Consider the following 11,419-nt stretch of genomic DNA (forward strand, 5'->3'; position numbering starts at 1 on the left):
TATTGCATAGAATAAAAAGTGAGTATTAATGTATGGATCTCAAGCAACTGGAATATTTTGTTCGTGTCGCTGAGTTAGGTAGTTTTACACGAGCTTCTATTCTGTTAGATGTTGCTCAATCAGCACTCAGCCGACAAGTGCGCTTGCTCGAATTAGAATTTAAGCAAAGTTTATTACTACGCAATGGGCGCGGTGTAGTCACTACCGATGCTGGAAAGTTAATGTTGGAATACGGGCGCGGAATACTGCACCAAGTAGAGCGCATGAAAGAAGAATTAGGGCGCGCTCGAGGTGCTTTAGTGGGAAATGTAGCCCTTGGATTGCCCCCCAGTTTGCTTAAAACCTTGACGGTACCCATCTTTCGAGAGTTTAAAGAACAATTCCCCGCCGCCACGCTGGCTATCCGCGAGGGCCTAACTACCAGTATGCAGGAGTCTTTGGTGTCGGGGCGCTTGGATATTGCCCTGCTGTATAATGCTTCACCCTCTCCCGATATAGATTTAACGCCCTTATTTGAAGAAGAGCTTTTTTTAGTCAGTAGAGCCGTAGATCATCCCTTTAATGATCCTATTTCTATTATGGACTTAGTGGGATATCCCTTAATTATGCCCAGCCGCCCCAATGCCATTCGCATGTTAATTGAGAGCGAACTGGCTAACTATGGGCTACGACCTACAGTAGCATTCGAAGTAGATGGAATTAACGCCATATTAGACTTAGTAGGTGAAGATTTTGGATATGCTATTTTAACTAAAACTGCTGTTATAAACTTTGCCGGCAATCGTCAGTTTCATTTACGCTCGGTAAGCGATAGCCATTTAAAAGCTAAGTTATCACTGGCGGTTAATTCACATCGACAAATAACAGCAACCCAACGGGCGTTAATTGATTTAATTCGGCGGGTGGTTGTGCGTCACTTAAGTTGCTCGGTTTAGCCGCCGTATTGATGGCCCGCCAAGGTACGTCCAGCCAAATAACCAAAAGTCATGCCCGGCCCTAGGGTGATGCCGCCACTGGGATAATAGCCCCCGAATGCCGTATTCATGTCGTTACCCACGGCGAATAAGCCGGGAATAGCTTGGCCTTCCGTGTTTAATACCCGCGCCTGAGCATCCGTTTTTAGGCCGGCAAAGGTGCCTAAACTGCCCGGCAGCAGCTTGACCGCATAAAAAGGCCCTTGTAACGGACGTAATGAAGGATTAGGGCCATGCAACACCTCGCCTTGGGCTTTGTTGTAAGCCGAGCGACCGCGGCCAAAATCCGGATCTTCGCCTTGGGCTGCGTACTGGTTGAAGCGTTTCACCGTGGCTTCAAGACCGGCTGCGTCAATGCCACAGGCTTTAGCCAACTCCGCTAAGGTTTTACCCCGGAATAAATAGCCTTTGTACTGGTAATAACAAGCCCAAAACGGGAAGGGTTTGGCCCAGCCAATGCCATAACGGTTGCGGGCTTTGTGGTCGCAAATCAGCCAAGCGGCATAGGGTTTCCCGGCGGGTGTGCTGGCAAACAAGTGGTTCATAAAGTCGTGGTAGCAGTCGGCCTCATTGGTGAAGCGCTGTCCATCGGCACCTACGGCTAAAAAGCCCGGTTTGGCGCGGTCAATCAGGTGCGGGAAGTTTCTGTACTGCCCATTTGAGCGCGGCACTAAGGAGACGGGAGCCCAAGCTACCGCATGGACTAGATCATCAGCCACTTGGCCACCAACCTGCTCGCCCAAACGCAGCCCATCGCCGGTGTTTTCGGGCGGTGCTGCGGAGTAATGGGGCTGCTTGGGCGTTGTTTGAGCGGTTAATTGAGCAAGGCGGGCTTGATTATGGGGGAAACCACCACAGGCTAATACCACGCCGCGTCGAGCCAGAACTTCAACCCGTTGGCCTTCTATTTCTAAAACCGCGCCACTGATCTGTTTAGCCGTGCCGATTAGTTGCACAGCGGGCGCGCTGGTCAAAAACTCAACCCCCAAATCCAGCGCGCTGCGCAGCAGACGGGCTACTAACGCATTGCCATTCACCAGTTGTTGCCCACGTCCATAACGCAGCACATCCCAGATATGGCGCGCTAATCGTTTAGTAACGTGTTTCATGGAGGCCAGCGAGGTAGTGGCATTGAAAAAATGGCCTAAATCCACCCCACCGGCAATGCCCATACCGCCCAAGCTGATGACATCCAGCGGCGGGCGCAGTTTGTAGATCCAATCACCCAAGGCGCGGCCATCGTAGGGTTGTGCGCAGAGGGAACGCCCGCCCAAAGCGGCCCCGGGGGCATCGCGCATATCCGGCATCCGTGTACCGGAGTAAAAGCGCACGGCGGTGTGCTGCTGGAAAAAATCCACCATCTCCGGGCCGCGTTCTAGATAGGTACGTTGCAGCTCATTGAGCTGATCTTGGTGTACCTGTGAGCGCAGGTAGCGGTCGGGCTCTTCAGCGCTTTCTTGCTGACCTTCGGCCTTGGCTAAGGCGTTACGCGGAATCCACAGCCAGCCACCCGACCAAGCACTGGTTCCGCCCAATTGTGTAGCTTTCTCCGCCACTATGACTTTTAAACCGTAATGGGCTGCCGTAACAGCGGCCGCCAGCCCCGAAGCACCGGAGCCAATCACCAATAGGTCACATTCGAGCATTCGAGGGCCGTGCATGCCGGTGCTCCTTTTATTGTTGGATTGAGATGGGGAAGGATGAGCGGCGAAACCCAAGGCTTCGCCGCTGTGAAGCTATTTCAGCGGGGAGAAACCGGTGGGACGCATCAGACGTGAATCCAGATGCTCTACGGCATCCAGCTCACGGTTTTTACGGCTAAATTCTGCCCAGCGCGGATCGGCAGCCATGCGGGCACGGCGGGCAATGCGGTCGTCCAGACTTTCGTAAGCCCAGATATGCACCACCTGATTGGCTTCACCAAATTCAGTGGTAAAAAAGCCCACCAATTGGCCCAAATGTTCGGTTTGTACGGCCAAAGCATCGCTTTGGTATAGAGCTAACCACTCAGCCATACGGGTGGGTTTCAGGGTGTAGGTGCGCAGTTCGTAATACATAGTCAAGCCTCCAAAGGCTGGATTTAAGCGCGTAGGCGCTCGGTGACGTGGGTGGCAGCGATGTAACCGAAGGTCAGACCGGGGCCAATGGTGATACCGGGGCCGGGGTAAGTGCCGTCCATCAGGGAGTTCATTTCGTTACCGGCGGCGTACAGGCCCTCAATGGGCTGACCGTCTTCGCGCAGCACTTGGGCTTGGGCGTTGGTGACTAAACCGCGAGCGCTGCCTAAATCGCCGGTAAAGACTTGCACCGCGTAAAAAGGTGCTTTGAGTAAGGGCGCTAGGCAGGGATTGGGCTTGTGGTAGGGATCACCCAAGGAGCGGTTGTAGCTGTTACCGCCCTTAGCAAAGTCTGGATCAACACCGCGCTCGGCGTTGGCGTTGTAATCGGCGAGGGTTTTGCGCAGTCCTGCCGCATCTACGCCGATTTGTTGCGCCAATTGCTCGATGCTGGCGGCTTGATGCAGATAGCCGGCTTTAATCAGTGCCGAATTATCCACCGGGCTGGGGCGGGCCAATCCAATGCCGTATTTGCCCAAGGAGTCCGCATCGGCAATCAACCAGCAGGGTGCATTGCCCGACGTGAACATGGCCTCGACAAAGGCGTGGTAAGAGTCGGATTCGTTAACAAAACGCTGGCCTGCTTTATTGACTGCGATGATGCCGGGTTTAGCGCGGTCAGTAACCAAATGCGGGAAGCGCTCTTTGCGGCCATCGGCATGGGTAACTTCCGAGACCGGAGCCCAGAAGAAATTGGCCGCCATGTGCTGGCCAGTTGCGGCCTGTACCTGACTGCCAAGGCGCAGACCATCGCCGCTGTTAGCTTCAGGGGACATGGTGAGGTGCGGCGTTCTGGTATTGGGACGCTGGCTAGCGGCGATGGAGCCCGCTGCAAATCCGCCCATGGCGCAAACCACACCACCAGAAGTCAGTACCCGCTCAGAGCGACCTTCACGCTCAACCACCACACCAATGACTCGGCCCTGTTCCACGATCAGGGACTCAGTGCGCGCGTTTAGCCACAGGGACAATCCCTTGTCAAAGGCTGTAGTAGCCAAGCGCGCAATCAACGCATTACCTACCGTGAGGCGCGTGCCCCGTGGATAGCGTAGCCGGTCGCGGCCATAACGAGCCATCAGGCGCAGACAGTGCCAAAGGGATTTGGGCGAGCGGCGAAAGCTCAGAAAATGCTGAATATCCACCCGGTTGACCATCATGCCGCCAAACAACAGCATGCCGGGCGGTGGGCATTTGAGGTCTTTAAAACGGGCACCTAAACGGCGACCATCGTACTCGATCATTTCCAGCGCACGGCCAAAATCAGTGCCGCCTTCAACCTCAGGGTAATAGTCGGGCGATAGCGGGCGCAGGCTGTAGGCCAGTTCGGTATTTTTTTCCAGAAAACGCAGCGCCTCGGCACCGCGCTGGACAAAGGCATCCACCAATTCCGGGTTGTAGTTAGCGCCAATGATGTGCTTGAGGTAGGTACACACGGCTTCGGGCGAATCCTGCACCGCTGCCGCCTGCGCCTGATCGCTGCCGTAAATCCACACCGCGCCCCCGGACACGGCGGAAGTACCGCCAAAGGTGTCGGCTTTCTCGATCATCAGCACCCGTAAGCCTTTGCACACTGCGGTGGTAGCCGCTGCAAAACCAGCGGCACCGCTGCCGAGTACCACCAGATCGTATTGACTCGTCGGTGCCCCTTGTGGGGCCGAAACAGAAGTTGTCATTCATCAGCCCTCAGATATCCAGCGGAGTTACGCCCATAAAGGCACCTAAATTACCCAGTTGAGCGCGCGCCATTTGCGGGCCGGTCTGGATGGCACAGCCTTTGGACTGAGCTAAGGCCAGCAAGGGGGTGATTTCAGGGGAGGTCACTACATCGGCGACCCAGGTATGGGCAGAAAGGCTTTCCAGCAATTCGCGGGACAGAGGCAGTTCGCCCGTGCCGCCCATGCCAACAGGGGAAGCATTCACCAGTAAATTCAGCCCAGCCAAGGAGGTGGGGGCACGTTCAATGGAGAGGCTGGGGAAGTGGGTTCGCAGTACGTTAGCCAAGGCTTCGGTACGTTCTGCGCTGGGATCTGAGAGTGCCAAACGTGCTACGCCAGCGGCGGCCAGCGCGTAGGCAATGGCACTGCCGACACCCCCTGCGCCTACCACCAACACTGAGGTGCCAGCCGCTTGGAAGCCGTTTTTACGCGCGGCATTTAAAAAGCCTTCACCGTCTACGTTATCGCCCAGCAGCTTTCCGTTGGCTTCACGGCGAATCACATTCACCGATTTTAGAGCAGCTGCGCGCTCACTCAGGCTGTCCAGCAAAGGTACGAGGCTTTGTTTGTAAGGCACGGTTACCACGCAACCGTCTAAGTTATGCCAACCGCGTAAGGCTTGAATAAAAGTTTCTAGGGACTGGCCATCCATATCAATCGGGATCAGCACTTGATCCTGATTTTGGCTGGCAAACCAGGTATTGAAATTCTCGGGCGATTTCACCTGCGCAATGGGGGTGCCCAAAATGGCCACCAATCTCGTTGTTCCACGAACCATGTACACCTCCACTCGGTGTTGTTGGATTTATTGTGGAACTAGCTTGCTTGGACTGATTGCGCTATACCATTCGAATAACGCGCTTTTAATTCGATTATCAGAGTTTAAATGCGATTATCGCAATAAATCCCCCATTCCCAGAGTCGATATGGACAGCCCTAATATTCACCCTCGCGATCTGATTGCCGGTCTGCAAAAAGGCTTGGCCTTGATGCAGTTGTTTAATGATGAGCGTCCGCGCCTATCCGTGCCTGAGGCGGCGCGGTTGTCCGGCATGACGCCCAGCGCCAGCCGCCGTTTTCTACTGACCTTGGTGCATGAAGGCTTTGCTGAGACCGATGGCCGCCAGTATTGGTTGACCCCAAAGGCGTTGCGGATTGGTCAGGCTTATGTGGATTCAGCCCAGCTGCCGCGCATGTTGCGGCCCATCGTGGAACAAACGGCGCGCACTACGCAGGAGCATGTGTCCGTAGGGGTACGCGATGAAGACCACATCGTGCATGTGGTGCGCAGCCGCTATAGCCATATTGCATCGCTGTCCATCCGGCCCGGATCGCGGGTGCCGCTGTATTGCGCGGCCAGCGGTCGGGTGTGGTTGGCCTTTTCGTCGGCTTTAGCGCAGGAGGAATACTTAGAACGCACGCCACTGCGCGCCTTAACGCCCTATACCCAAACCGATAAGGCCCATATTCGCGCTGAGCTGCAACAGGTGGCGATACAGGGCTTTGCCTGTGTGGATCAGGAGTTTGAAATCAATATGCGGGTGCTCAGCGTGCCGCTGTTCGACAGGGCAGGCTTGTTGAAGGCTACCCTGTCCATCACCACCCATGCCTCACGCTTAACGCTGGAGGAAATGCGCCAGCGTTACTTAGGCCCGCTGTACGAGGCCCAAGCGTTGCTGCGGCCCATTTGTTAATCCAGCTTGGCTTCCGGCTCAGTGGCTCCAGCGATGTGGCGTGCGGCCAGATAGCCAAACACCATCGCCGGGCCGAGGTTAATGCCGCCGGAGGGATAGTGTCCGCCCATAATGCTGGCCATGTCCGCGCCAGCCGCATATAAGCCAGAGATGGGCTGGCCTTCGCTGTTCAACACCTGCGCATGGGCGTTGGTACTGAGTCCGGCAAAGGTGCCAAAGCAACCCGCTTCCACCTTGACCGCGTAAAATGGCGGCTTAAGGATCGGCGCTAGGCAAGGATTCGGCCCCTTGTGCAAAGCATCGCCCTGTTTACGGTTATAGGGTGTGCTGCCTTTGCCAAACGCAGGGTCGAGGCCTTGGGCAGCGTGCGGGTTATAACCCTCAACGGTGGCTTGCAGCCCCTTAGCATCAATACCGCACTGCTGAGCTAAGCCCGCCAGCGTGGGCGCGCGTTTTAAATAGCCCGTGCGTACTGCCCCCGCCAAAGGAATGGGGAAGGGACGCGAAAAACCCAGCCCATAACGGCGTTGGGTCGGATGGTCACAGATCAACCAAGAGGCCACCGGCTGATCGGCGGGACTTTGAGTCACCATCGCTGCCACATAGTCGTAGTAACCACCGGCTTCATTCACAAAGCGCTGCCCGTTGGACAGTACCCCAATCACACCGGGCTTGGCGCGGTCGATGATGTGGGGAAAATGGCCAAGGTTACCGTCCCAGTGCATCAAGCGCGATACCGGAGCCCAAGCTACTGGGGAGGCCAAATCAGTGAGCATCTGTCCACCGGCAGCACGTCCTAAAGCAATGCCATCGCCCTCACATTCGGCAGGCGGCAAGGGCAGATGCTCGTTACCTGTGGGTGTACGGGGAAACAGCGCCTTACGCTGGGCTTTGTCGTGGGGAAAGCCGCCGGTGGCCAAAATTACGGCTCTGGCCTGAATACGCACCAAGCCCTTGGGTGTACTGACTTCAGCGCCGGTGACGCGGCCTTGCTCCATCAATAAGCGAGTGACCGGACTGGATTCCCAAAAACTGACCCCCAAAGCCTCGGCCGATTTCGCCAGACGGCCCACCAAAGCCACCCCGTTGACCAATTGCATGGTGCGTCCGTGGCGCAGTAAATCCCAGCCGTGCCGCGTAATTCGACGTAGCACATGCAGCAAGGATTTTGGCGAGCGAGTCACGCTCAAAAATGCGCCTAAATCCGGCCCGGCCATGATCGGCATGCCGAAAAAAGAGGTTTCGCGCATTGTGCGCCGCAACCGGCTCAGCAGGGGGCCAAGTTTGCGGCCATCGTAAGGCGCGGCCACCACCTGATGTCCGCCGGTAGCGGCACCGGGCACACTGCCGTGGATGTCGGGAATGGCATTGCCGTCTCGAAATTGCAGTTCGGTGTGTTGCTCGAAGAAGGCCACCATGTGCGGGCTGGCGGCTAAAAAGGCTTCAATGCGCGGGGCATGGGCGGGGTAGCGCGCTCCCAACTCATGGCGCAGGTAGGTGAACGGCTGTTGTGGGTCTTCGTGGATACCGGCGCGGCGGGCCAGCGGATTGCCCGGTAGCCACATCCAGCCCCCAGACCAAGCCGTGGCCCCGCCGAGCACTGAGGCTTTTTCCACCAAAATCACCCTTTGCCCATGCCAAGCGGCGGTTACCGCGGCTGAAAGCCCCGCGGCTCCGGAACCTATGACCAGTACGTCACAGGTCTGGCTGTTACCTGCTGTGGTTGTATCCATGCTGCTACCTGCGTTGTTTTTAGAACCATGTTCCAATTTTATGAGATAGACCGACGCGATACCAGCCCCAAGCACAGGCTTAGGTTAAAAACTGCGACTTTGTTTAAAGATCAAAACCTTCTACACGGGTATTAAGCTCATGCGCCAAGCTGGCAAGTTTCTGACTGGTGTGCTGGATCAGAGCGGCGGCTTCTGCACTTTCAGAGGCAAAATCACGGATCAAACACAGGTTACGGTCAATTTCACGGGCTACTTGGGCCTGCTCTCCAGAAGCACTGGCGATCAGCAAGTTGCGATCCATCACCTGTCCCATAGCTTGGCAGATGGCTTCTAACACCTGCCCTGTGCGCTCAGCCGCTTGATGAGTTTGGGAAACCCGCTGATGGTTGCCCGTGATGGCCTGCACCACGGTTTCCGTACCGTTTTGGACGTTGGCAATCATGCCTTCGATTTCGCGGGTGGATTCTTGGGTTCGGTGAGCTAAGGCGCGCACCTCATCAGCCACCACTGCAAAGCCGCGTCCCGCCTCACCCGCTCGGGCGGCTTCGATGGCCGCGTTCAGGGCCAATAAATTGGTCTGTTCGGCAATGCCTCGAATCACGTCCAATACTTTGCCGATGGCGCGTGTTTGGGTGGCTAGCTGTTGAATCTGAGCGGTAGCGACTTCGGCTTCTCCAGTCATCTGCTGAATGCAATTTAAGGTTTCCCGTACTTGGCGTGTGCCCTGTTCCGCCACCGTGACGGATTCGCGGGTGGCTTCGGAAGCCAGTTCTGCATTGCGCGCGACCTCTTCTGCGGTTACCGACATTTCGGTCACCGCAGTGGCTGCTTGGCCTACTTCATCGTTTTGCTGAGACAGACGCTGACTGCCGTGCTCGGTGGCTTGGGTCATTTCATGGCAGGACTGACTCAGTTGCCCTGAGGCTCCGACGATGAGGGTCAGGGTGTCGCGCAGGCTGTCCTGCATATGAGCAAGGGCTTCCAGTAACCGAGCCGCTTCATCTTGGCCACTGAGGGGAATCGCTTGTGACAGTCTGCCCTGAGCCACACGCTCTGCAACAGCAACCGCCTGCTGTAACGGCTGCACAATGCTACGAATCAGCAGCCAAGCCATGACTAGGGTAAACAGAATACTGCCCCCGAAAATTACGGCCATGCTCAGTTGAATGTTTTGGTAATGCCCGTCTGCCTGCTGAGCCGCTTTCTGATTAACACGGCTGCTGTAGGTCATTAAAGCGGCATATTGATCCCCAAGGCGCGTCGAATACTCCTGTAATGGCCCATTGAGTAACACTTTAAGATCCTCTAAACGGTTATCGCGTGATAACTGGCGATAACGGCTCAGTTCTTTGAAATACTGATCAATAGTGGCCATGAAGTCTTTGTATTCATTCACTGATTGAAGGGTATTCAATGTACTGAGTTTGGATAAGGCTTCACGCAGCCAATCTTCCACAAGATTTAATCGATCTTGTGTGGGTTGAAGTATGGCGGGCTCGCGGTTAAGCACCATGCGCAGGGTTAATACCCGAATACTCAGAATATAATCCCGAGCCTCGCCCAAATAACGCACGCTGGGTAATAGTTTCTCTTCAGTATGGCGGCCGGTATCCCTGATTTCGCCTATTTGATGCAGTGCGTAGACTCCTTGAGCTATAGCAATTACCACAATAAGGCTAAAGCTGATGAGTGCGCGCCGCGCAATACTTAAACGCCGCAAACAGTCAATAACGAGTTGAGCCATAACAAACCCAGAATGGTATTTAACAGGGGCAATGAAAAAGGCCCTGAAGGGCCTTTTTCATTGCAGGCGATAACTTAGTCCGAAGTCTGTACCAGTTTTCGGGGAGCCATCAGGAACATCCAGGTCAGAGCAATAAAGTACATGACTGGAATCATGGTGAAGAGGATTGAGTAGTTGTTATGGGTGGTGGTCAGAACATAGCCCACGATCTTGGTCATAAACATGCCACCGATCGCAGCGATCATGCCGCCGAAACCAAAAACACTGCTCATCATATGCTTGGGCGTATAGTCCATGACCATACTCCAAATATTGGCAGTCCAAGCTTGGTGAGCACCCACTGCCACGGAGATAGCGATGACTGCCATCCACAAGCTACTGGCGTTAGCGGCTAGAATTACGGTGCTGATACAGCAGGCGAAGCACAGCATGGAGATCAAACGAGCCCGTACCGGAGCCACACCGCGTCCAATCAAGAAGGATGAAAGGATGCCGCCACCCACACTACCAAAGTCAGCCGTCAGGTAAATAATGATCAGCGGGATACCCATCTGAGTCACGCTAATGCCCAAATCGTACTGTTGGTTCAAAAACGGTGGCAGCCAGTAGAGGTAAAACCACCATACAGGCGCTGTAATTGAATAAGCGAGTGCAAAGGCCCAAGTACCGCGCATGCGTATGATGGTGCTGAGGGACGCAGGCTTTCCTGAGTCAGCTTCACCGCTTTGCACATATTGACGTTCAGCATCTGAAACTTTGGGGTGCTCTTCAGGGTTAAAGTAATTCAAACCCCAGAACACCAACCAAATCAAGCCCAAGGCACCCATAAACATAAAGGCTGCTTGCCAACCCCAAACGGCCAAAATCAAGGGCAACAGCATGGGGGTCAACATGGCACCGACGTTAGTACCGGCGTTAAAAATCCCCGTGGCGATGGCGCGCTCTCCGGCTGGGAACCACAGGCGTGTGGTTTTAACACAGGCGGGATAGTTGGCCGCTTCGGTCAAGCCCAGGAAAAAGCGGCACACCATAAAGCCTACGGCAGAGGTGGCCAAACCGTGTAGCCCGGTAGCCAAACTCCACAGCAAAACAGCTAAAAAGAAGGCGCGCTTGACCCCAACCCTGTCGATAAAACGACCTTGCAGCAAAAAGCCAATGGCATAACCGGCTTGGAACCAGAAGTTGATGTCTGCGTAATCCTGCGCAGTCCAGCCCATTTGCTGCGATAAAATGGGCTGCATAATACCGAGGGCCGCTCGGTCAACGTAATTAAGGGTCGTCGCGAAAAAAACCAGAGCGAGCATGTACCAACGTGTATGGCCAACAGCCATGGAGCCACGAATTTTGCTCCAAACACTTTCATGGGGAATAGGAGTTGGCATAGGGTCAGCCGCTGTAGACGCTGTAGAAACGTGGTTCATTGAAAAGCCATCCAATTATTG

General features: G+C 55.1%; 9 protein-coding genes. 2 read left to right on the plus strand and 7 right to left on the minus strand.

The features are described from left to right. Positions 1-32 precede the first annotated feature (32 nt). Positions 33-935, plus strand: a complete 903-nt coding sequence (locus LX59_RS06900) for a LysR family transcriptional regulator (protein WP_144571117.1) — start codon at positions 33-35, stop codon at positions 933-935. Here LX59_RS06900 and LX59_RS06905 read toward each other — a convergent pair. The 4 genes from LX59_RS06905 to LX59_RS06920 all read right to left on the minus strand — a co-directional run bounded on the left by LX59_RS06905 (position 932) and on the right by LX59_RS06920 (position 5,584). Next, positions 932-2,635 carry an FAD-dependent oxidoreductase gene (locus tag LX59_RS06905; RefSeq protein WP_246118699.1) on the minus strand — a complete coding sequence of 568 codons (1,704 nt, stop codon included), beginning with the start codon at positions 2,633-2,635 and terminating at the stop codon, positions 932-934. The genes LX59_RS06900 and LX59_RS06905 overlap by 4 nt on opposite strands. A gap of 75 nt (positions 2,636-2,710) precedes the next feature. Next, a complete protein-coding gene (locus LX59_RS06910) occupies positions 2,711-3,031 on the minus strand; it encodes an NIPSNAP family protein (RefSeq protein WP_144571118.1) in 321 nt (106 codons plus the stop codon). A 23-nt stretch (positions 3,032-3,054) separates the two neighbouring features. Then, entirely contained in the window at positions 3,055-4,764 is a 1,710-nt protein-coding gene (locus tag LX59_RS06915) for an FAD-dependent oxidoreductase (protein WP_144571119.1), read from the minus strand. Positions 4,765-4,774: 10 nt separating this feature from the next. Further along, the gene (locus LX59_RS06920; protein ID WP_144571120.1) at positions 4,775-5,584 is read right to left on the minus strand and encodes a shikimate dehydrogenase family protein; all 810 of its coding nucleotides are present in this window, start codon (positions 5,582-5,584) and stop codon (positions 4,775-4,777) included. Positions 5,585-5,732: 148 nt separating this feature from the next. On the opposite strand from LX59_RS06920, the gene LX59_RS06925 reads away from it, so the two are divergent. Further along, positions 5,733-6,500, plus strand: coding sequence for an IclR family transcriptional regulator domain-containing protein (locus tag LX59_RS06925; RefSeq protein WP_144571121.1), 768 nt, complete (start codon positions 5,733-5,735; stop codon positions 6,498-6,500). On the opposite strand, the gene LX59_RS06930 is transcribed toward LX59_RS06925, so the two are convergent. The 3 genes from LX59_RS06930 to LX59_RS06940 all read right to left on the minus strand — a co-directional run bounded on the left by LX59_RS06930 (position 6,497) and on the right by LX59_RS06940 (position 11,359). Further along, positions 6,497-8,233, minus strand: coding sequence for an FAD-dependent oxidoreductase (locus LX59_RS06930; protein ID WP_144571122.1), 1,737 nt, complete (start codon positions 8,231-8,233; stop codon positions 6,497-6,499). The genes LX59_RS06925 and LX59_RS06930 overlap by 4 nt on opposite strands. A 103-nt stretch (positions 8,234-8,336) precedes the next feature. Beyond that, entirely contained in the window at positions 8,337-9,977 is a 1,641-nt protein-coding gene (locus LX59_RS06935; RefSeq protein WP_144571123.1) for a methyl-accepting chemotaxis protein, read from the minus strand. 74 nt (positions 9,978-10,051) lie between these two features. Next, positions 10,052-11,359 (minus strand): MFS transporter, encoded by a 1,308-nt coding sequence (locus LX59_RS06940; RefSeq protein ID WP_144571261.1) that lies wholly within the window; start codon positions 11,357-11,359, stop codon positions 10,052-10,054. Positions 11,360-11,419: the final 60 nt, after the last annotated feature.

The sequence above is a fragment of the Azomonas agilis genome (assembly GCF_007830255.1).
Lineage (GTDB): Bacteria > Pseudomonadota > Gammaproteobacteria > Pseudomonadales > Pseudomonadaceae > Azomonas > Azomonas agilis.

What these genes read in the sequence shown, in the direction of transcription:
- LX59_RS06910 (WP_144571118.1), bottom strand. Translation starts at nt 3,031, where the DNA reads ATGTATTACGAACTGCGCACCTACACCCTGAAACCCACCCGTATGGCT.
- LX59_RS06925 (WP_144571121.1), top strand. Translation starts at nt 5,733, where the DNA reads ATGGACAGCCCTAATATTCACCCTCGCGATCTGATTGCCGGTCTGCAA.
- LX59_RS06930 (WP_144571122.1), bottom strand. Translation starts at nt 8,233, where the DNA reads ATGGATACAACCACAGCAGGTAACAGCCAGACCTGTGACGTACTGGTC.
- LX59_RS06900 (WP_144571117.1), top strand. Translation starts at nt 33, where the DNA reads ATGGATCTCAAGCAACTGGAATATTTTGTTCGTGTCGCTGAGTTAGGT.
- LX59_RS06935 (WP_144571123.1), bottom strand. Translation starts at nt 9,977, where the DNA reads ATGGCTCAACTCGTTATTGACTGTTTGCGGCGTTTAAGTATTGCGCGG.
- LX59_RS06940 (WP_144571261.1), bottom strand. Translation starts at nt 11,359, where the DNA reads ATGCCAACTCCTATTCCCCATGAAAGTGTTTGGAGCAAAATTCGTGGC.
- LX59_RS06920 (WP_144571120.1), bottom strand. Translation starts at nt 5,584, where the DNA reads ATGGTTCGTGGAACAACGAGATTGGTGGCCATTTTGGGCACCCCCATT.
- LX59_RS06905 (WP_246118699.1), bottom strand. Translation starts at nt 2,635, where the DNA reads ATGCACGGCCCTCGAATGCTCGAATGTGACCTATTGGTGATTGGCTCC.
- LX59_RS06915 (WP_144571119.1), bottom strand. Translation starts at nt 4,764, where the DNA reads ATGACAACTTCTGTTTCGGCCCCACAAGGGGCACCGACGAGTCAATAC.